Source organism: Streptomyces sp. NPDC030143 (assembly GCF_055573695.1).
The window spans coordinates 15,982-35,778 of the sequence record NZ_JBVIAY010000024.1; the positions used below are offsets into that span (position 1 = coordinate 15,982).

The window sequence follows — 19,797 nt, forward strand, 5'->3', positions numbered from 1 at the left end:
CCCTCCACCGGCTCTCGCAGAAGCCGTCGAGTCCGCCTTGAGCGGCCGGGCGCACGCTGCCGTCCATGAGCGTTGTCGACGAAACGTCCCCGGCGTCGGTGACCACCCGCACCCCGGCGGGCACCGCCACCGCCGTCCGGGACGGCACCACCGTCCCCGTCCCCGACGACACCACCGTCCCCCTCCCCGACCGCGCCGCCGTCCCCGTCCCGGACGGCGCCGCGGCCCCCCGGGACGGTCATCTGCGCGACCGCGTCGCGGAGCTCGCAGCGCTGCACGCGGCCGTGCGGCGCGGCCCCTCCGAGCGGGCGACCGAGGCCCAGCACGCGAAGGGAAAGCTGACGGCTCGCGAACGGCTCGCACTCCTCTTCGACGAGGGCACGTTCACCGAGACCGAGGAGCTGCGCCGGCACCGCGCCACCGGCTTCGGCCTCGAGGAGCGCCGGCCCCACACCGACGGCGTCATCACGGGCTGGGGGCGGGTCGACGGCCGCACGGTGTTCGCGTACGCCCACGACTTCCGCATCTTCGGCGGAGCCCTCGGCGAGGCCCACGCGCAGAAGATCCACAAACTGATGGACCTGGCCGAGAGCGCGGGCGCGCCGATCGTCGGCCTGTGCGACGGCGCGGGGGCGCGGATCCAGGAAGGGGTCACCGCTCTCGCCGGCTACGGCGGCATCTTCACCCGCAACGTGCGCAACTCGGGGGTGGTGCCGCAGATCAGTGTGGTCCTCGGGCCGTGCGCCGGTGGTGCCGCCTACTCGCCGGCGCTGACCGACTTCGTGTTCATGGTGCGCGGCACCGCGCAGATGTTCATCACCGGACCCGACGTCGTCCAGGCGGTCACCGGCGAGGTCGTCACACATGAGGTGCTGGGCGGCGCCGACACCCACGCCTCGCTCTCCGGCGTGGCCCACTTCGCCTACGACGACGAACCCGCGTGCTTGGAGGACGTGCGCCACCTGCTGTCGTTGCTGCCGTCCAACAACCGTGAGGTGCCCCCGCCGCTGCCCACGTCCGACCCGCCCGACCGCCGCAACGAGGCGCTGCTCGACCTGGTCCCGGCGGACCCCGGGCGCGCGTACGACATGCGGGCGGTGATCGGCGAGGTCGTCGACGACGGCGACTTCTTCGAGGTCCAGGAGGGCTGGGCGGCCAACGTCGTGTGCGCGCTGGCGCGGCTGGACGGGCAGGCGGTGGGCATCGTCGCCAACCAGCCCGCGTCCTTCGCGGGGGTGCTGGACATCCACGCCTCCGAGAAGGCCGCGCGCTTCGTCCAGACCTGCGACGCGTTCAACATCCCGCTCGTCACCCTCGTCGACGTCCCCGGCTTCCTGCCCGGCGTCGACCAGGAGCACGGCGGCATCATCCGGCACGGCGCGAAGCTCCTGTACGCCTACTGCAACGCCACCGTGCCGCGCGTCCAGCTGATCCTGCGCAAGGCCTACGGCGGCGCGTACATCGTGATGGACTCGCGTTCCATCGGCACCGACCTCTCCCTGGCCTGGCCGGGCAACGAGATCGCGGTGATGGGGGCGGAGGGGGCGGCGAACGTCGTCTTCCGCCGCGAGATCGCGGCGGCCGCCGATCCGGAGGCGACCCGTGCCCGGCTGGTCGAGGAGTACCGCGCCGAGCTGATGCACCCCTACTACGCGGCCGAGCGCGGACTCGTCGACAGTGTGATCGATCCGGCCGAGACGCGGGCCCGGCTGATCGGAGCGCTGGCGATGCTCCGCGCGAAGCACGCGCCGCTGCCGGCTCGCAAGCACGGGAACCAGCCCCAGTGAGCGGCCCCGCCGTGGGGGTCGTCCGCGGTGCTCCGACCGCGGAGGAACTCGCCGTCGTGGTCCTGGTCCTGCGCGCGCTGGCCGCGCGGGACGCCGCGCGGGCCGCAGGTCCGCCGTCCCCGCGGCCGGCCCCCTGGTCGCGCCCGGCCGCCCCGCTCACGGTCCCGGACCCCTCCTGGACCGCCCGCCGCCCTCCGGCCTGGCGGGACGTCTAGGGGGTGTCGCGAAAGTCCTGTGCGGTGCCCGCGGTGTCCGGTGCGTGCTCTCGGTGTGCCGGACGGAAGCGCTCGTACCGGAGACCTGCTCGGGCTTTCGGCCGGTGCGGCGAGAGGGCGTGCCGGGCTCCGAGGGTCAGCGGGCCGTCTGCGTGTGGACGTACTCCACCAGGCGGGTGAGGGCGTCCGGGTCGGTGGAGGGCATGACGCCGTGGCCGAGGTTGAAGACGTGGCCCTCCAGGGCGGCGGCCGCGTCCAGCACCTCGCGGGTCTTCGTCTCGACGGCCTCCCGGTTGGCGAACAGGACCGTCGGGTCGAGGTTGCCCTGGAGCGCCTTGCCGGGGCCGACGCGGCGGGCGGCCTCGTCGAGCGGGACGCGCCAGTCGACGCCGACGACGTCCGCGCCGGCCTCACCCATCAGTGTCAGCAGCTCGCCGGTGCCGACGCCGAAGTGGATGCGCGGGACGCCGTACCCGGCGACGGCGTCGAAGACCTTCGCGGAGGCGGGCATCACCGAGCGGCGGTAGTCGGCCGGGGCGAGGGCGCCGGCCCAGGAGTCGAAGAGCTGCACGGCGGAGGCGCCCGCCTCGATCTGCACCGTGAGGAAGCCGGCGGTGATCTCCGCGAGGCGGTCGAGGAGGTCGGCCCACAACTGCGGGTCGCCGTACATCATCGCCTTGGCGTTCTCGTACGTGCGGGACGGGCCGCCCTCGACGAGGTAGCTCGCGAGGGTGAACGGCGCGCCGGCGAAGCCGATGAGGGGCGTGGAGCCCAGTTCGCGCGTCAGCAGGCCGATGGCCTCGGTGACATAGGAGACGTCCTCGGGCGTGAGGTCACGGAGCCGGGCGAGGTCGGCGCGGGTGCGGATCGGACGCTCGACGACCGGGCCCACGCCGGGCTTGATGTCGAGGTCGATACCGATGGCCTTGAGCGGGACGACGATGTCGCTGAAGAAGATCGCCGCGTCCACGCCGTGCCGGCGCACCGGCTGGAGGGTGATCTCGGTGACCAGTTCGGGCCGCATGCAGGACTCGAGCATCGGGATGCCCTCGCGGACCTTGCGGTACTCCGGCAGCGAGCGTCCGGCCTGCCGCATGAACCACACGGGCGTGTGCGGTACGGGTTCACGCCTGCACGCCTTCAGGAAGGGGCTGTCGTACGTCGCTGTCGGCTGCCGGCCCGCGGGGCTCTCGTTCACGCTCACGACGGCAAGTCTCGCACGGCCCGCGGGGCCACCCGGTGGCGCCCCGGCGGGTGTCTTGCCCTGCGCGCAGGCCCGATTCCCCTTAATCTTCCCCGCATGGCTGCGGCTCAGGGACGACTGTCGGACGGCACGGGCGGAATGGACGACGAGAAGGACACCGGGGAGGGGGACCGGCAGGACGGCGGGTCGTTGCCGTTGCCCTTCCGGGCCGCGGTCGAAGCGCTGCGGGCGGCCCGGCTGCGGCCGCAGATCGAGGTGGAGCCGACACCGGCCCCGCGGCGGCTCGCCCCGTTCGCGTACGCGCTGGAGGCCACGGTCGTCGACGGCGACCAGGACCTGGCCGACGGCCGGCTGGTGCTGCTGCACGACCCGGCCGGGCACGACGCCTGGCGCGGCACGTTCCGGCTGGTGACCCTGGTGCGGGCGGAGCTGGAGCCCGAGATGGCGGTGGACCCGCTGCTGCCGGACGTGTGCTGGTCCTGGCTGACGGGTGCGCTTCAGGCGCGCGGGCTGACCTACGGTGAGCCGAGCGGGACCGTAACGCGCGCGGGGTCGCACTACTTCGGCGGGCTGTCGGAGCGGCCGGCCACCTCGCAGATCGAGATCCGCGCCTCGTGGACGCCCCGGGAGGGCCTCGGCGGTGCCCCGGACGCGGGCGCGCACCTGGCGGCCTGGTGCGATCTGCTGGCCCAGGTGGCGGGACTGCCGCCGGCCGGTCCGGGCGACGCGTCGGTGGTGACGCTCCCGCAGCGCCGGGGTCCGCAGTCGCGCTGATGTTCCCCGCTCCTCCCTTTCCCATGCCTCGACGCGCTCACATTGACCATCTCTTTGTCGATACGGCCACTTTCGATCTCGTTGGACACTGACTCAAACCGACTCGATCTTCGGATGATCGATAGCGTGTCCGAATTGCACGTATTGTTACTCACTAGATCGTGATCATTTTCTAAAGAACGCCGGGTTCGGTGCCGAAGACGACTGTGACCTTGAAAGCACGGTTCGTCCCGGCTTCGACCCCGCGAGCCGGCCCCGTCCCGCAACCCAGGAGGCCTGGTGTCCGTTCTCCTCGAGCAGCCCGCAAGCCTGGTCGCCTACCGCCCGAACAAGCCCACCGCCATGGTGGTCGTGGCCGACCCACGCGTCCGCTCCACCGTCACCCGCCATCTGTGGGCGCTCGGTGTGCGCGATGTCATCGAGGCCTCGTCCATCGCGGAGGCTCGTCCCCGCATCGGCAACCCCCGCGACATCTGCGTCGCCGACGTCCACCTACCCGACGGCTCCGGTCTCACCCTGCTGTCCGAGACCCGCGCCGCGGGCTGGCCCAACGGCCTCGCCCTCTCCGCCGCCGACGACATCGGCGCCGTACGCAACGCACTCGCCGGCGGCGTCAAGGGTTACGTCGTCACCGGCACCCGCACCAACGTCGGGCTCCCCACCCGGCCCGGTGCCGCCCCCATCGGCGCGGCCGCCGCCCGCCTGCACCGCCGCCCCCCGGGTGCCCCGAGCCACCCGGGCGGCTACCGCGAGCTGTCCGGCCGCGAGGTGGAGGTACTGCGGCTGGTCGCCGAGGGCCAGTCGAACAAGGCCATCGGCGTCTCGATGGGCCTGTCCGCACTGACCGTCAAGAGCCACCTCGCCCGCATCGCCCGCAAGCTCGGCACCGGCGACCGCGCCGGCATGGTCGCCGTCGCCCTGCGGACCGGCATCATCCACTGACCACCCCCCACCCGAGAGCCGAACACCCCGCCCACGACCCGCCGCGCCACCCCTCCGCCGCCGTCCCGCCCCCACCTGACCGGTTCACGACGCTGTGACGCCCGTCGACGGAACGTTCCGTCGGCGGGCGACGTCAATACACGGATACCCTTGACAGGTGACCGACGCCCAAGAAACCGCAGCAGCCAGTTCACTGCGAACCACCGGGGGCGCCCCTCCGGAAGACGACGGATCCACGGCTTCCGAGGCGCCGACACCTCTTCTCGAACCGCGCGAGGGCATTCCCGAGGTGATCGCCGACGAGGCCCGCCTCGCCGAGACGATCGCCGCGTTCGCCGCCGGCTCCGGCCCCGTCGCCGTGGACGCCGAGCGGGCCTCCGGCTACCGCTACGGTCAGCGCGCCTACCTGGTGCAGCTGCGCCGCGAGGGCGCCGGCACCGCCCTGATCGACCCCGTCGCCTGCCCCGACCTCTCCGCCCTGGGCGAGGCGCTGTCCGGCGTCGAGTGGGTGCTGCACGCCGCCACCCAGGACCTGCCCTGCCTGCGGGAGATAGGCATGGTGCCGACGCGGCTGTTCGACACCGAGCTGGCCGGACGGCTCGCCGGTTTCCCGCGGGTCGGCCTCGGCGCGATGGTGGAGGGTGTCCTGGGCTTCGTCCTGGAGAAGGGCCACTCCGCCGTCGACTGGTCGACGCGGCCGCTGCCCGAGCCCTGGCTGCGCTACGCCGCCCTCGACGTCGAACTCCTCGTCGACCTGCGCGACGCGCTGGAGAAGGAGCTGGACCGGCAGGGCAAGCTGGAGTGGGCGTACCAGGAGTTCGACGCGATCGCGTCCGCCCCGCCGCCCGAGCCCCGCAAGGACCCCTGGCGCCGCACGTCCGGCATGCACAAGGTGCGCCGGCGCCGGCAGCTCGGCGTGGTGCGCGAGCTGTGGCAGACCCGGGACCGGATCGCCCAGCGGCGGGACGTGTCGCCGGGCAAGGTGCTGTCGGACGCGGCCATCGTGGAGGCCGCGCTCGCCGTCCCGGCCAACGTGCACGCGCTCGCCGCGCTGAACGGCTTCGGGCACCGGATGGGCCGGCGTCAGCTGGAACAGTGGCAGGCGGCCGTCGACCGGGCGAAGGCACTGGCCGAGGCGCAGCTCCCCCTGCCGGGGCAGCCGGTCACCGGCCCGCCGCCGCCGCGGGCGTGGGCCGACAAGGATCCGGTGGCGGCCGCGCGGCTGTCCGCCGCGCGGGCCGCGGTGTCGGCGCTGGCCGAGCGGCTCGGCATGCCCCAGGAGAACCTCATCGCCCCGGACACGGTCCGGCGGGTGTGCTGGGAGCCGCCCAACCCGTTCGACGGGGAGTCCGTCGCGGCCGTGCTGGTGGGGCTGGGCGCCCGTCCCTGGCAGGTGGAGCAGGTCGTGCCGGTGCTGGTAGAGGCGCTGTCCGGCAAGGACGCCTAGGGGGTGCTCCGCCCCCGGGGGCCCCTCACCTGGACGCGCCTTGCATGAACCCGTTGTAGATGTACTTCTGCAGGGCCAGGAAGACGATCAGGGTCGGCAGGATCACCAGCACCGCTCCTGCCGAGATCGTCTCCCAGTGGGCGGCGTAGGGGCCCTTGAAGCGGAACAGGGACGTCGAGATCACGCCAAGATCCTGCGAGGGCATGTAGAGGAAGGGCGTGTAGAAGTCGTTGTAGACGGCGATCCCCTTCACGATCACGACCGTGGCGATCGCCGGCTTCAGCAGCGGGAAGATGATCCGGCGGTAGACGGTGAACGCGTTGGCGCCGTCCAGGCGGGCCGCCTCGTCCAGGGAGACGGGGATCGAGCGGATGAACTGCAGGAAGATGTAGATCGACACGATGTCCGTGCCCAGGTAGAGCGCGATCGGCGCCCAGCGGGTGTCGAACAGGCCCACGCTGTGGACGATCTGGAAGGTGGCGACCTGGGTGGTCACCCCGGGGACCAGCGCCGCGACCAGGAACAGCGCGACGACCAGTTTCCGGAAGCGGAAGGTGAAGCGGTCGATCGCGTAGGCGGTCATCGAGCCGATGAGGACCGTACCGCCGACGGAGATCAGCAGGATGAAGGCGGTGTTGCCGAAGGCGGTGAGCATCCCGCCGTCCTGGAACGCGGTCACGTAGTTGTCGAAGTTGAGCGGGTTGCGCGGCAGCGAGAGGGCCCCGCCGTCGCTCGCCGTCTCGTTCTCGCTCTTGAGGGACGTCAGGAGGACGACTCCGAGCGGGAGCAGGACGACGACCGCCACGAGGAGAAGCGACAGGTACACGAGGGTGCGGGCAACGGCGCGGCGTGTCATACGAGGTCCACCCTGTCGTCGGGGACGAGGCGGCGCTGCACCCAGGTCACCGCCAGGATGATCAGCAGCAGGACCACGGCCGCCGCCGAGGCGAGCCCCGTCTTGTTGAACTGGAAGGCCAGCTTCACGGTCTGGATCACGAACGTCTCGGTGCCGGTCGCCCCGCCGGTCATGATGTACGGGATCTCGAAGGCCGAGAGGGAACCGGAGACCGACAGGATCACGGTCAGGGTCAGCACCGGCTTGATGCCCGGCAGGATGATGTGGCGGAACTGCCGCCAGCGGTTCGCGCCGTCCAGGGCGGAGGCCTCGTACAGCTCCCCCGGGATGGACTGGATCGCACCGAGGAACAGGACGAAGTTCATTCCGAGGTGGCGCCAGACCGACACCCCCGCCAGGGAGGTGTTCGCGGAGACCGGTGTGCCCAGCCAGGCGTGGTCGGGGTGGTACCCGAAGACGCCGAGGACCGTGTCGAGGGTGCCGCCGTCCTGGAAGAAGTAGAGGAAGACGAAGCCGATCGCCACGCCGTTGATGAGGGACGGGAAGAAGATCACGCCCTTGAAGAAGTTCCGGAAGCGCACCTTGAAGCTGAGCACCGTGGCGAAGTACAGGGCGGCGACGATCTGGACGGCGGAGGCGGCCAGGTAGTAGCCGCTCACGAAGAACACCTGGAAGAGCTCCTCGCGGGTGAAGATCTCCACGTAGTTCTCGGCGCCCGTGTAGTGCAGCTCGGGGCTCACGCCGTCCCAGTCGGTGACGCTGTACGCGATCATGTTGGCGATCGGCGCGTAGGTGAAGGTGACGAGCAGGGCGAGGGGCACGAGGAGGAACAGCCAGGGCGTGACCAGCCGCCAGGTGCGGGTGCGTCGCGGGGCCCGCCGGGGGGCGGCGGACGCCGGGGCCGGTGCTCCGGCCCCGACGTCCGCCTTCTCGGTGGTGTCCGTCATCAGGAGCCCGCGTTCTTCTGCGCGCCGGCCCACTTCCTGCCGAGGCCGGCCAGGAAGTCGTCGAGGCTGCCCTTCTTCGCCCCGCGCGCGAGATCGACGAGGTCCTGCCGGTACTCGGGCTTGTTGATGCCGACCTCGGACTCGTTGTCGATCCGCTTGACCTCGGCGCCCGCCGAGTCGTCCAGCTCGATCAGCTTCACGCCCGCCTCCTCGTACGGCTTCAGCACGTCGGGCATCGGCGCGTCCTTGAGCGGGGAGATGGCCAGGTTGTCCCGGTCGTAGCCGGACTTGTCGGTGAACCAGTCGAGCCAGGCGCGGGCCGCGGCCTTGTTCTTCGAGTGGATGTTGACGGCCTGGTGGTAGTCGGGGCCGATGGTCGAGCAGTGCTTTCCGCCCGTCCGGGCCGGGAAGGGCATGAAGCCGATGTCGTCCGGGTTCACGCCGGCCTTCTTCGCCGCGTCCTGGAACTGGACGATCGCCCAGGTGCCGAGCCACTGCGTGGCGATCTCGCCCTTGGCCGTCCGGGGCTTGGACTCCTCCCAGTTGCTGGTCGTCGGGTCCTTCTCGGCGAGGCCCTGCCGGACGATGTCGTACAGCAGCGTGTCGCCGACGCGCAGGTCGGCGCCCGGCGCCCAGGGGTCGCCCTCGGCGAGCTTCGTGGTGGCCTGCGGGTCGCAGTGGACCGAGCCGTTGACGCCGGTCCAGGAGCTCAGGGGCCACTGGGCGGCGAAGTTGGTGTAGTAGGGGATGGCGTCCGTCTTCGCCTTGATCGCCTTGAGGTCGGCGAGGAACTCGGCCGGCGTGGCGGGCCAGTCGGTGACGCCGGCCTCCTTCCAGACTCTCTTGTTGTAGAGGAAGCCGGGCATCACGCCGTTGGGGCTCTGGCCGTACACCTTGCCGTCGACGGTGGTGTAGTCGGTGAAGCGGTACTTCTTGCCGCGTTCGGCCACGGTGCCGAGGGACGCGAAGAACTTGGGGTAGTCGTTCTTCTCGATGACGGCCGGGATCAGCAGGACGTCGCCGTAGTCCTCCGTGTTCATCCGGATCTTGATCTCGGACTCGTAGTTGGTGAGCGCCTGGAACTCGACCTTCACCTTGGGGTACGTCTTGTTGAACTCGGCGGCGTACTTCTTCATCGTGCCGTCCTGCACCAGGTCGGTGCGCACGGTCAGGACCGTGATGGATCCGCTGACCTTGGAGGGGTCGTCCGGCGCCTGTGCGTCGGCTCCCTTGGAGGAGCTCGCGGTGCCGGTGCAGCCGGGGAGCAGCAGGGCGGCGCCGGTGGCCAGGGCGAGGAGTGTACGGCGGTTCACGTGCATCAGCTCCGTTCTCGGGACGGACGAGCACTTGCGGGGTGGTGCGGCACGTACGGGTTGGCTGGTTCGGCACTCTGACAGCGCTTTCTCAACCGGTAAAGTCCCCATCCGGCCAAGGATGGACAAGCCTGGCTCGACGCGATGGTTGACCGGTTTAGGGAGTGCGCATGCTGGAGGCGACACCGCTCACCGACGGCTGGGTCCTGCGGCACGAGGGAGGGGAGCTGCCGGCCGCGGTGCCGGGCTGTGTGCACACCGACCTGCTCGCGGCCGGGGTGATCCCGGATCCCTTCCTCGGTCGCCACGAGCACGACGTCGCGTGGGTGGGGCGGCGCGAGTGGACGTACGAGACGCGGCTGCCGCGGGTGGGCTCCGGGCACGAGCAGACCGACCTGGTCTTCGACGGGCTCGACACGGCCGCCGAGATCCTCGCGGGGGATCAACTCCTCGGCCGGGTCCGGAACATGCACCGCTCCTACCGCTTCGACGTGACCGGGACGAGCGGGCCCCTGACCGTGCGGTTCCGCTCCGCCTACGCCGAGGCCGAGGCCGTGCGCGGGCGGCTCGGCGAGCGGCCGGCCGCGTACGCCGAGCCGTACCAGTACGTCCGCAAGATGGCCTGCTCCTTCGGCTGGGACTGGGGGCCGACCCTGGTGACCGCCGGTATCTGGCGCCCGGTGCGGCTGGAGCGCTGGTCGACGGCCCGGATCGCCCGGGTGCGCCCGCTCGTCACCGTCGAACAGGGCACCGGGGTCGTGGAGTTGCACATCGAGGTGGAACGGACCCGGGTGGAGGCGGCGCTCACCCTGCGGGCCCGGGTGGGCGAGGTGAGCGCGCACGGCACGGTCGAGGGCACGAGCGGCGTCGTCCGGGTGGAGGTGCCGCAGGCCGCGCTGTGGTGGCCCCGGGGCTACGGCGAACAGCCGTTGTACGACGTGGAGGTGACCCTGCAGCACGACAGCGCCCCGCTCGACGTGTGGCGGCGGCGCGTCGGTTTCCGCAGTGTCGAGCTGGACACCTCCGCCGACGCGCACGGCACCGGGTTCACCCTGGTCGTCAACGGCGAACGGCTCTTCGCCCGGGGCGTGAACTGGATCCCGGACGACGTGTTCCCCTCCCGGATCACCCGGGAGCGCTACCGGGAGCGTCTCGCGCAGGCGGCCGGGGCCGGGGTGGACCTCGTGCGGGTGTGGGGCGGCGGGATCTACGAGAGCGAGGACTTCTACGACGCCTGCGACGAGCTGGGCCTGCTGGTGTGGCAGGACTTCCCGTTCGCGTGCGCGGCCTACCCCGAGGAGCAGCCGCTGCGGGGCGAGGTGGAGGCGGAGGCGCGGGAGAACGTCGTACGGCTGATGCCGCATCCGTCGCTCGTGCTGTGGAACGGCAACAACGAGAACCTGTGGGGCTTCAGGGACTGGGGGTGGCAGGAGCGGCTCGGCGGGGACTCGTGGGGCGAGGGGTACTACCTGGGGGTGCTGCCCCGGGTGGTGGCCGAGCTGGATCCGACCCGGCCGTACACGGCGGGCAGCCCCTGGTCGGGGTCGTGGCGGCACCATCCGAACGATCCGGCGCACGGCACGCACCACTCGTGGGAGGTGTGGAACCGGGAGGACTACGGCCGCTACCGCGCCCATGTGCCGCGGTTCGTGGCCGAGTTCGGCTGGCAGGCGCCGCCCGCGTACGCCACGCTGCGGCGGGCGCTGCCCGGTGAGCGGCTCGCGGCGGACTCCCCCGGCATGCTGCACCACCAGAAGGCCGACGACGGCAACGGCAAGCTCCGGCGCGGGCTGGAGCGGCATTTCGCCTTCCCCGAGCAGGACTTCGACCGCTGGCACTACCTCACCCAGGTCAACCAGGTCCGTGCGGTGGCCGCCGGGATCGAGCACTGGCGTTCGCACTGGCCGGTGTGCGCGGGCACCGTCCTGTGGCAGCTCAACGACTGCTGGCCGGTGACCTCCTGGGCGGCGATCGACGGTGACGGACGGGAGAAGCCGCTCTACCACGAGCTGCGGCGGCTGTACGCGGACCGGCTGCTCACCCTTCGGGCGCACGGGGGCGGGCTGGTGCTGGCGGCCGTCAACCAGAGCGCCGCACGGTGGACGGGCACACTGGGGCTGCGGCGGATGTCGGTGTCGGGGGACGTGGTCGCGACGGCGGACGTGGCACTCCTGGCGCGGGCGCGGACGGTGACCGAGGTGCCGGTGCCGGCGGAGCTGGTGCCGGCCGGGCCGAAGGAGTTCCTGGTGGCCGACGTTGGGGCGCCCCCCGCGCACCCGGACCCCTCCCGCTCGGGCGAGGCCGGGAGCGCAGAGGGGGCCGAGGGCGGCTGGGGAGCCGGGGGCGGAGGAGGACTGCGGGCGCTGTACTTCCCGGTGCCCGACCGTGAGGTGCCCTGGCCGAGGCCGGAGTTCGAGGTGTCCGTCGTACCGGGCGGGATCGAGGTGAGCGCCCGCACCCTGGTGCGGGATCTGCTGCTTCAGGCCGACCGGCTCGATCCGCGGGCGCGGGCCGACCGGGGGCTGGTGACGCTGCTGCCCGGCGAACGGGTGACCATCGGCGTCCGGGGCTGGGGGTCACCGGACGCCGGCGCCGCCCGTGCGGCCCTGTTCTGCGCGGAGCGCTCGGCATGACCGCACCCCGCGTCACCATCCGGGACGTCGCCGCGCGCGCCGGCGTGTCCAAGGGGGCCGTCTCGCTCGCCTTCAACCACAAGCCGGGACTGGCGGCGGCGACCCGGGACCGCATCTTCGCGGCGGCGCGGGAGCTGGGCTGGGAACCGAACCTGACCGCGCGGTCGCTGTCGAGTTCGCGGGTGGACGTGGTGGGGCTCGCGATCTGCCGGCCGGCGCGGATGTTGGGTCTGGAGCCGTTCTACATGGAGTTCGTCTCCGGGGTGGAGAGCGTGCTGACCGAACACTCCTGCTCCCTGCTGCTGCGGCTGGTGCGCAGCCCCGAGGAAGAGGTCGGCGTCCAGGAGTCGTGGTGGCGGGGCCGCCAGGTCGGTGCGTCGATCCTGGTGGACTTCCGGGCGGACGACCCCCGGGTGGCGGCGGTCGAGCGGCTCGGGATGCCGGTGGTCGCCGTCGGGCACCCCTCGCTGACCGGGAGCCTGACGTCGGTGTGGACCGATGACGCGACGGCCGTGACCCAGGCCGTGCGCTATCTCGCGGCGCTCGGGCACCGGAGGATCGCCCGGGTGGGCGGGGCGGCGGCCCTCGGGCACACCGTCATCCGGACGGCCGCCTTCGACGAGGCGGCCCGTGCGGTGGGGCTGGCCGGGGCCTGGCAGGTCGCCACCGACTACTCCGGGGAGGCCGGCGCCCGGGCCACCCGCTCGATGCTGACCGCCGCCCCGCCCGACCGGCCGACGGCGATCGTCTACGACAACGACATCATGGCGGTGGCCGGTCTGTCGGTGGCGGCGGAGATGGGGCTGGCCGTGCCGCGTGACGTGTCGCTGCTGGCCTGGGACGACTCGCAGCTGTGCCGGCTCACCCATCCGCCGTTGTCGGCCATGAGCCACGACGTGCACGGGTTCGGCGCGGAGGCGGCCCGGACGCTGTTCGGGGTGCTCACCGGGCAGGACCCGGGGTCGCATCCGGTGCCCACGCCGGTCCTCACGCCCCGCGGCTCGACGGCACCGCCGGCGATGTGACCTTCACCGCTTGGCCCTCCGGGACTGGGCAGCTACGTTACCGATAAGTAGCATGGGTTCTGAGCGCGCGCTCAGCGCATCGCAGCAGTGCCATCCCGCACCCTGGAGGAGAGCCATCGTGCCTCGTACCGTCAGGGACGTCGTCTTCGTAGACGGCGTCCGTACCCCGTTCGGCAAGGCGGGCCCGAAGGGCATCTACCACGAGACCCGCGCCGACGACCTCGTCGTGAAGGCGATCCGGGAGCTGCTGCGCCGCAACCCCGGGCTCGACCCGAAGAAGATCGACGAGGTCGCCATCGCCGCGACCACGCAGATCGGTGACCAGGGCCTGACCATCGGCCGCACTGCCGGGATCCTCGCCGGTCTCCCCCAGTCGGTCCCCGGCTACTCCATCGACCGCATGTGCGCCGGTGCCCTGACCGCCGTCACCACGGTCGCCGGCTCCGTCGCCTTCGGCGCCTACGACATCGCCGTCGCCGGCGGTGTGGAGCACATGGGCCGCCACCCGATGGGCGAGGGCGTCGACCCGAACCCGCGGTTCGTCAGCGAGAAGCTGGTCGACGAGTCCGCCCTGTTCATGGGCATGACCGCCGAGAACCTGCACGACCGCTATCCGCAGATCACCAAGCTGCGCGCGGACGAGTACGCCGTGCGCTCCCAGGAGAAGGCCGCCAAGGCGTACGCCAACGGCAAGATCCAGGCCGACCTGGTGCCGATCTCGGTGCGCCGCACCAACCCGGAGGCCGGTGAGACGGGCTGGGGCCTGGTCACCGCCGACGAGCCGATGCGCCCCGGCACCACCCTGGAGAACCTCTCCGGTCTGAAGACCCCCTTCCGCGTGCACGGCCGGGTCACCGCCGGCAACGCGGCCGGTCTCAACGACGGCGCCACGGCCTCCCTCATCGCGTCCGAGGACTTCGCCCGCGAGAACGGCCTGCCGGTCAAGATGCGCCTGGTCTCCTACGCCTTCGCCGGCGTGGAGCCGGAGGTCATGGGCTACGGCCCGATCCCGGCCACGGAGAAGGCCCTGGCCCAGGCGGGCCTGTCCATCTCCGACATCGGCCTGTTCGAGATCAACGAGGCCTTCGCCGTCCAGGTCCTGGCCTTCCTCGACCACTACGGCATCGCCGACGACGACGAGCGCGTCAACCAGTACGGCGGCGCCATCGCCTTCGGCCACCCGCTGGCCTCCTCCGGTGTCCGTCTGATGACGCAGCTGGCCCGCCAGTTCGAGGAGCAGCCGACCGTCCGCTACGGCCTGACCACCATGTGCGTCGGCTTCGGCATGGGCGCGACGGTCATCTGGGAGAACCCGCACTTCGAGGGGGACAAGTGAGCACCACCGCTGAGCTGCTGAAGGGTGCGGCCGAGCTGTTCCCGGACGAGGTCGTCACCCAGGCGCACGTACGTCACCTGGACCTGCCCTTCGGCGCCGGGCGCTTCGCCCTGATCACGCTGGACAACGGCTTCGACCACACCAAGCCGACCACCTTCGGCCCGCAGTCGCTGGCGAACCTCAACACCGCCATCGACCAGGTCGAGGCGGAGGCCGCGGCCGGTGAGATCGTCGGCGCCGGTGTCACCGGCAAGCCGTTCATCTTCGCCGTCGGCGCCGACCTCAAGGGCGTCGAACTGCTGAAGGAGTACGACCACGCGCTCGCCATCGGCAAGGGCGGCCACGAGGTCTTCAAGCGCCTCGCGGGCCTCGGCGTGCCGACCTTCGCGTACTACAACGGCGCCGCGATGGGCGGTGGCGTCGAGGTCGGTCTGCACTGCACCTACCGCACGGTGTCCGCGGCCCTGCCGGCGTTCTCCCTCCCCGAGGTCTTCCTCGGCCTGGTCCCCGGCTGGGGCGGCTGCACGCTGCTGCCGAACCTGATCGGCGCGGAGAAGGCCGTCTCGGTGATCATCGAGAACAGCCTCAACCAGAACAAGCAGCTCAAGGGCCGGCAGGTCTACGAGCTCGGGATCGCCGACGCGCTCTTCGAGGGTGCGGACTTCCTCGAGCAGTCGCTGCTGTGGACGGCGTCCGTCCTCAAGGGCGAGATCGTCGTCGAGCGCCCGGCGATCGACCGCGGCGAGGCCTGGGACCAGGCCGTCGCCAGGGGCCGTTCCCTCGCGGACAGCAAGGTGCACGGGGCCGCTCCGGCCGCCTACCGCGCCCTGGACATCATCGCCGCCGCCAGGAACGGCGACCTCCAGCAGGGCTACGACGCCGAGGACACGGCCCTCGCCGACCTGATCATGGGTGGCGAGCTGCGCGCGGGCATCTACGCGTTCAACCTCGTCCAGAAGCGCGGCAAGCGCCCGGCGGGCGCTCCGGACAAGTCGCTGGCGCGCCCCGTCACCAAGGTCGGCGTGGTCGGCGCGGGCCTGATGGCCTCGCAGCTCGCCCTGCTCTTCCTGCGCCGCCTGGAGGTGCCGGTCGTGCTGACCGACATCGACCAGGAGCGCGTCGACAAGGGTGTGGGCTACGTCCACGCCGAGATCGACAAGCTGCTCGGCAAGGGCCGGATCAACCAGGACAAGGCCAACCGCCTGAAGGCGCTGGTGACCGGTGTCCTGGACAAGGCCGAGGGCTTCGCGGACGCGGACTTCATCATCGAGGCCGTGTTCGAGGAGATCGGCGTCAAGCAGCAGGTGTTCGCCGAGGTCGAGGCGGTCGCCCCGGCGCACGCGATCCTCGCCACCAACACCTCCTCGCTGTCGGTGTCGGAGATGGCGTCGAAGCTCCAGCACCCCGAGCGGGTCGTGGGCTTCCACTTCTTCAACCCGGTCGCCGTGCTGCCGCTGCTGGAGATCGTCCGCGGCGAGAAGACCGACGACGCCTCGCTGGCCACGGCGTTCGCCGTCGCCAAGAAGCTGAAGAAGACGGCGGTCCTGGTCAAGGACGCCCCGGCGTTCGTCGTGAACCGCATCCTGACCCGCTTCATGGGCGAGGTGCAGAACGTCATCGACGAGGGCACCCCGGTCGAGGTCGCGGAGAAGGGCGTCGAGCCGCTCGGCCTGCCGATGTCCCCGCTGGTCCTGCTGGAGCTCGTCGGCCCGGCGATCGGCCTGCACGTCTCGGAGACCCTCAACCGGGCCTTCCCGGACCGCTTCACGGTCTCCCCGAACCTCAAGGCGGTCGTCGAGGCGGGCAAGCGCGGCTTCTACGTCTACGACAGCGGCAAGCCCGAGCTGGACCCGGAGGTCGCCGCGCTGCTGAAGCAGGGCGACAGCGTCCTGACCGAGGAGCAGGTGCGGGCGCGTGTCCTGGAGGCGGTGGCGCAGGAGATCGGGCTGATGCTCGACGAGGGCGTCGTCGCCGAGGCCCAGGACATCGACCTCTGCCTGATCACCGGCGCCGGCTGGCCCTTCCACCTGGGCGGCATCACGCCGTACCTGGACCGCGAGGGCGTCAGCGAGCGGGTGAACGGCAAGAAGTTCCTGGCACCGGGCGTGGCGTCCGTTCCGGCGTGACGATCGCAGGTGCCTGAGGAGGGCCTCCGCCGTTCGGCGGAGGCCCTCCTCTCATGTGGCGGTTCCGGCGTCGGCCTTCTGCTCCGCCGCTTCGAGCCGCGCCCTCAGCTCGGCGTTCTCCGCCTCCAGGGCGACCATGCGCTTACGGGCGAAGTACAGCTCCATGACGGCGTCCTGGAACTCGGCGACGAGCTGTTCGGGGGTCAGTTCCACGTCGTCCTCCCCTACGCCGGAGCGACGAGTCGGGGCTCGCCGCCGGCGCCCTTCCAGTAGAGGGCGCCGTCCTTGGCGAAGAGGGAGCCGCCGCCGCGGTCGGCGGGCTCGTTGGTCGGCTCGGTCTCGACGTCCGCGAGCCGGCACGCACCCTCGAGGAGCAGCGCGGCCGGGGCGTCGGACCGCTGGACCACGTGGAGCTGGGCGAGGGGCTTGTCGCCCCGCGAGACGCCGATGCCGGTGCGGCCCGAGCCCTTGACGACGAAGTCGTCCAGCCCCGGGTTGTTGCGCAGCACGATGAGGGCGCCCTTGGTGGGCTCCGGGCTCGCGGTGACGAAGATGCCCTGGGCCGCGGTGCCCGCCGTCCTGAGGTCGATCGAGAGGCCGGAGGCGTCGGTGTCCGAGCCGTCGGCGTATCCGTTGTGGGAGATCTTCAGGGTGCCGCGCGCGAGCTCCGCGCCGGCCAGGTTCATCGCCGAGGTGGCGGGGTTCTTCGACGTCACGTTCAGCGCCGAGGCCGTACCCGAGGTGGCCGCGCAGTTGATGGCCACGGTGTACGCGGTCGTCGAGGTGCTCCAGAAGTTGGCCGGAGCGGCGTAGTCGGTGGCCTCGCCTGCCGCGGCCGCCTCCGAACCGGCCGCGACGGTGACGGCCCCCGCGGTGAAGGCCCCGAGGAACACTCTTCGTCCCACTGCCATGCGTTGCTCGCTCTCTCTGAGGGGCCGGGGGGATCCGGCCGGAGTGGTCCGACCGGAGTGATCGGACGGAGATCGGTCCCGCCGGGATACTCCGACCGAGTGATCGAACTGTCGTACGGGGAACATGTGATCACTTTTCGAGGGGCGAACACAATGCACCTTCCCGGCCGGGGCCGTCCGGGTGGGCGGCACGTCGGCGGTCCGGCGGGGGGCGCTCCCCGGACGCGCCCCGCGCGCCCCGTCCGGCGCGTGGGACCCTGGGCCGCATGGACGAGGGCAACAGCACTCCGCTCGTGATCGTCGACGGCGCGAACGTCGTCGGGTCGGTGCCCGACGGGTGGTGGCGGGACCGACGGGGAGCAGCGGAGCGGCTGCGGGACCGGCTTGCGGCGGACGGGGTGCCGGGGCATGCCGGGGACACGGAGATCGTGCTGGTCGTCGAGGGGGCCGCGCGCGGGGTCGAGGGAGTCCCCGGTGTGCGGGTCGAGGCGGCGCCGGGCAGCGGGGACGATCACATCGTCGAGCTGGTCGCCCGGGCGGGTGACCGCCCCCGGCTGGTCGTCACGGCCGACCGGGAGCTGCGGCGTCGGGTGACGGAGCTGGGCGCGGAGGTGGCGGGGCCGCGCACCGTACGGCGCTGACCCCGCCGCGCGTCACCGGCCGTCGCCGGCGTTGGGCCCGGTCCCCCGCTCGGCCGTGGCCCTCGCGCCGCGTCCCAGGCGGCTGTGGGAGCGTCCGTACGCGAAGTAGACGACGATGCCGACCGCCATCCAGACGGCGAACCGCAGCCATGTCTCGGCGGGCAGGTTGATCATCAGCCACAGCGACGCGGCCACCGACAGGATCGGGATCACCGGCACCCAGGGGGTGCGGAAGGCCCGGTGCAGGTCGGGACGGGTCCGGCGCAGGATGATCACGCCGATCGCGACGACCACGAAAGCGAACAGCGTGCCGATGTTCACCAGCTCGGCGAGTTCGCTCAGCGGGGTGAAGCCGGCGAGGATCGCGATGAGCACACCGAGCAGGATGGTCGGCCGGTGCGGGGTCTTGAACCGGGGGTGGACCTGCGAGAAGAACCGGGGCAGCAGGCCGTCGCGGCTCATCGCGAAGAAGACACGGGTCTGGCCGAGGAGCAGGATCATGCAGACCGTCGTCAGGCCGACGGCGGCGCCGAAGCTGATGAAGCCCGCGAACCACGGGTGCCCGGTCGCCTTGAAGGCGTCGGCGAGCGGCGCGGTGATGGACAGGTCGCTGTAGTGCTGCATGCCGGTCACCACGATGGACACGGCGACGTACAGGGTGGTGCAGATCACCAGGGACCCGATGATGCCGCGGGGCATGTCCCGCTGCGGGTTCCTGGTCTCCTCGGCGGCGGTGGCCACGACGTCGAAGCCGATGAAGGCGAAGAAGACGACGGAGGCGGCGGTGAAGATGCCCATCACGCCGAAGTTGGACGGCGCCCAGCCGAACATCAGCTGGATGAGCGGCGACTGCAGGCTGTCGCCCGCCGGCACCGGCTGCGCCTTCGGGACGAACGGGTCGTAGTTGTCGCCCTTGATGAGGAAGGCGCCCGCGATGATCACGGTGAGCACGACGGTCACCTTGATCGCGACCACGAGCGAGGTCACCCGCGCGGAGAGCTTCGTGCCGAGGACGAGGATGACGGTGAGCACCAGGACGAGCGCGGCGGCGAGGATGTCGAAGCCGAAGCCGTCGGCCCCGTCCCGGGTGCCGAGCGCGTCCGGCAGATGCCAGCCCGCGTTGTCCATCAGGGAGGCGACGTAGCCGGACCAGCCGACGGCCACCACCGCCGTGCCCAGCGCGAACTCCAGCACCAGGTCCCAGCCGATGATCCAGGCGGGCAGTTCCCCGAGGGAGGCGTAGGAGAAGGTGTACGCCGATCCGGCGACCGGGACGGTCGAGGCGAACTCGGCGTAACAGAGCGCGGCGAGCGCGCAGACGACGCCGGCGACGACGAAGGCCAGGGCGACGGCGGGGCCGGCGTTGTTCTTGGCCACCGTGCCGGTGAGGACGAAGATGCCGGTGCCGATGATGACGCCGACGCCGAAGACGGTCAGGTCCAGCGCGGACAAGGACTTCTTGAGCGCGTGCTCTGGCTCCTCGGTGTCGAGGATGGACTGCTCGACCTTTTTCGTCCGGAAGAGGGTGTTGCTCACGGGCTTACCTCCCACGCTGTGTCGTCCTCGACATGATCGAGAGGGGGCGTAGTGCGTATGCCCCGGCGCGGGCGTCTTCACGCGAACGGGCCGGTCGCGCCACT

17 protein-coding genes are annotated in these 19,797 nt (G+C 71.6%); 10 read left to right on the plus strand and 7 right to left on the minus strand.

The annotated features are described in order from the left end of the window. Positions 1-65 precede the first annotated feature (65 nt). Together ACZ4YY_RS30895 and ACZ4YY_RS30900 are read left to right on the plus strand one after the other, a co-directional pair. Positions 66-1,787 (plus strand): acyl-CoA carboxylase subunit beta, encoded by a 1,722-nt coding sequence (locus ACZ4YY_RS30895; RefSeq protein ID WP_468297826.1) that lies wholly within the window; start codon positions 66-68, stop codon positions 1,785-1,787. Beyond that, entirely contained in the window at positions 1,784-2,002 is a 219-nt protein-coding gene (locus ACZ4YY_RS30900) for an acyl-CoA carboxylase epsilon subunit (RefSeq protein WP_468297829.1), read from the plus strand. Before ACZ4YY_RS30895 ends, ACZ4YY_RS30900 begins: the two co-directional genes overlap by 4 nt. A gap of 136 nt (positions 2,003-2,138) precedes the next feature. Here the strand turns inward: ACZ4YY_RS30900 and hemE are convergent, their stop codons facing one another. Next, positions 2,139-3,206: a uroporphyrinogen decarboxylase gene (gene hemE / locus ACZ4YY_RS30905; RefSeq protein WP_468297832.1), complete on the minus strand. Its 1,068-nt coding sequence runs from the start codon at positions 3,204-3,206 to the stop codon at positions 2,139-2,141. A gap of 96 nt (positions 3,207-3,302) precedes the next feature. Between hemE and ACZ4YY_RS30910 the strand changes: the two genes are divergently transcribed. From ACZ4YY_RS30910 to ACZ4YY_RS30920, 3 genes are all read left to right on the plus strand, one after another. Continuing rightward, positions 3,303-3,980 carry a DUF3000 domain-containing protein gene (locus ACZ4YY_RS30910; protein WP_468297835.1) on the plus strand — a complete coding sequence of 226 codons (678 nt, stop codon included), beginning with the start codon at positions 3,303-3,305 and terminating at the stop codon, positions 3,978-3,980. A gap of 279 nt (positions 3,981-4,259) precedes the next feature. Next, on the plus strand, positions 4,260-4,922 hold the full coding sequence (locus ACZ4YY_RS30915) for a response regulator transcription factor (RefSeq protein ID WP_003993737.1): 663 nt from the start codon (positions 4,260-4,262) through the stop codon (positions 4,920-4,922). 157 nt (positions 4,923-5,079) lie between these two features. Continuing rightward, a complete protein-coding gene (locus ACZ4YY_RS30920) occupies positions 5,080-6,369 on the plus strand; it encodes an HRDC domain-containing protein (RefSeq protein ID WP_468297838.1) in 1,290 nt (429 codons plus the stop codon). Positions 6,370-6,394: 25 nt separating this feature from the next. Here the strand turns inward: ACZ4YY_RS30920 and ACZ4YY_RS30925 are convergent, their stop codons facing one another. The 3 genes from ACZ4YY_RS30925 to ACZ4YY_RS30935 are packed head-to-tail and all read right to left on the minus strand — an operon-like array spanning position 6,395 to position 9,491. Continuing rightward, complete coding sequence (locus ACZ4YY_RS30925) at positions 6,395-7,225, minus strand: carbohydrate ABC transporter permease (protein ID WP_468297841.1); 831 nt, start codon at positions 7,223-7,225, stop codon at positions 6,395-6,397. Then, the gene (locus tag ACZ4YY_RS30930) at positions 7,222-8,172 is read right to left on the minus strand and encodes a carbohydrate ABC transporter permease (RefSeq protein ID WP_468297844.1); all 951 of its coding nucleotides are present in this window, start codon (positions 8,170-8,172) and stop codon (positions 7,222-7,224) included. Before ACZ4YY_RS30930 ends, ACZ4YY_RS30925 begins: the two co-directional genes overlap by 4 nt. Then, positions 8,172-9,491, minus strand: coding sequence for an ABC transporter substrate-binding protein (locus tag ACZ4YY_RS30935; protein WP_468297847.1), 1,320 nt, complete (start codon positions 9,489-9,491; stop codon positions 8,172-8,174). The genes ACZ4YY_RS30930 and ACZ4YY_RS30935 overlap by 1 nt, the downstream gene beginning before the upstream one ends. A 164-nt stretch (positions 9,492-9,655) precedes the next feature. On the opposite strand from ACZ4YY_RS30935, the gene ACZ4YY_RS30940 reads away from it, so the two are divergent. The 4 genes from ACZ4YY_RS30940 to ACZ4YY_RS30955 all read left to right on the plus strand — a co-directional run bounded on the left by ACZ4YY_RS30940 (position 9,656) and on the right by ACZ4YY_RS30955 (position 16,605). Continuing rightward, entirely contained in the window at positions 9,656-12,118 is a 2,463-nt protein-coding gene (locus ACZ4YY_RS30940) for a glycoside hydrolase family 2 protein (RefSeq protein WP_468297850.1), read from the plus strand. Then, on the plus strand, positions 12,115-13,143 hold the full coding sequence (locus ACZ4YY_RS30945; RefSeq protein WP_468297853.1) for a LacI family DNA-binding transcriptional regulator: 1,029 nt from the start codon (positions 12,115-12,117) through the stop codon (positions 13,141-13,143). Before ACZ4YY_RS30940 ends, ACZ4YY_RS30945 begins: the two co-directional genes overlap by 4 nt. Positions 13,144-13,261: 118 nt before the next feature. Then, a complete protein-coding gene (locus tag ACZ4YY_RS30950) occupies positions 13,262-14,479 on the plus strand; it encodes a thiolase family protein (RefSeq protein WP_468297856.1) in 1,218 nt (405 codons plus the stop codon). After that, complete coding sequence (locus tag ACZ4YY_RS30955; RefSeq protein ID WP_468297859.1) at positions 14,476-16,605, plus strand: 3-hydroxyacyl-CoA dehydrogenase NAD-binding domain-containing protein; 2,130 nt, start codon at positions 14,476-14,478, stop codon at positions 16,603-16,605. Before ACZ4YY_RS30950 ends, ACZ4YY_RS30955 begins: the two co-directional genes overlap by 4 nt. 51 nt (positions 16,606-16,656) lie before the next feature. On the opposite strand, the gene ACZ4YY_RS30960 is transcribed toward ACZ4YY_RS30955, so the two are convergent. Then, the gene (locus ACZ4YY_RS30960) at positions 16,657-16,818 is read right to left on the minus strand and encodes a hypothetical protein (RefSeq protein ID WP_468297862.1); all 162 of its coding nucleotides are present in this window, start codon (positions 16,816-16,818) and stop codon (positions 16,657-16,659) included. Positions 16,819-16,829: 11 nt separating this feature from the next. Continuing rightward, positions 16,830-17,516 carry a hyaluronoglucosaminidase gene (locus tag ACZ4YY_RS30965; protein WP_468297865.1) on the minus strand — a complete coding sequence of 229 codons (687 nt, stop codon included), beginning with the start codon at positions 17,514-17,516 and terminating at the stop codon, positions 16,830-16,832. A 266-nt stretch (positions 17,517-17,782) separates the two neighbouring features. Between ACZ4YY_RS30965 and ACZ4YY_RS30970 the strand changes: the two genes are divergently transcribed. Further along, positions 17,783-18,157 carry an NTP pyrophosphohydrolase gene (locus tag ACZ4YY_RS30970; RefSeq protein ID WP_468297868.1) on the plus strand — a complete coding sequence of 125 codons (375 nt, stop codon included), beginning with the start codon at positions 17,783-17,785 and terminating at the stop codon, positions 18,155-18,157. 12 nt (positions 18,158-18,169) lie between these two features. Here ACZ4YY_RS30970 and ACZ4YY_RS30975 read toward each other — a convergent pair whose 3' ends face one another. Further along, positions 18,170-19,693, minus strand: coding sequence for an amino acid permease (locus ACZ4YY_RS30975; RefSeq protein ID WP_468297871.1), 1,524 nt, complete (start codon positions 19,691-19,693; stop codon positions 18,170-18,172). Positions 19,694-19,797 lie beyond the last annotated feature (104 nt).

What these genes read in the sequence shown, in the direction of transcription:
- ACZ4YY_RS30945 (WP_468297853.1), top strand. Translation starts at nt 12,115, where the DNA reads ATGACCGCACCCCGCGTCACCATCCGGGACGTCGCCGCGCGCGCCGGC.
- ACZ4YY_RS30940 (WP_468297850.1), top strand. Translation starts at nt 9,656, where the DNA reads ATGCTGGAGGCGACACCGCTCACCGACGGCTGGGTCCTGCGGCACGAG.
- ACZ4YY_RS30935 (WP_468297847.1), bottom strand. Translation starts at nt 9,491, where the DNA reads ATGCACGTGAACCGCCGTACACTCCTCGCCCTGGCCACCGGCGCCGCC.
- ACZ4YY_RS30910 (WP_468297835.1), top strand. Translation starts at nt 3,303, where the DNA reads ATGGCTGCGGCTCAGGGACGACTGTCGGACGGCACGGGCGGAATGGAC.
- ACZ4YY_RS30930 (WP_468297844.1), bottom strand. Translation starts at nt 8,172, where the DNA reads ATGACGGACACCACCGAGAAGGCGGACGTCGGGGCCGGAGCACCGGCC.
- ACZ4YY_RS30970 (WP_468297868.1), top strand. Translation starts at nt 17,783, where the DNA reads ATGGACGAGGGCAACAGCACTCCGCTCGTGATCGTCGACGGCGCGAAC.
- ACZ4YY_RS30895 (WP_468297826.1), top strand. Translation starts at nt 66, where the DNA reads ATGAGCGTTGTCGACGAAACGTCCCCGGCGTCGGTGACCACCCGCACC.
- ACZ4YY_RS30965 (WP_468297865.1), bottom strand. Translation starts at nt 17,516, where the DNA reads ATGGCAGTGGGACGAAGAGTGTTCCTCGGGGCCTTCACCGCGGGGGCC.
- ACZ4YY_RS30925 (WP_468297841.1), bottom strand. Translation starts at nt 7,225, where the DNA reads ATGACACGCCGCGCCGTTGCCCGCACCCTCGTGTACCTGTCGCTTCTC.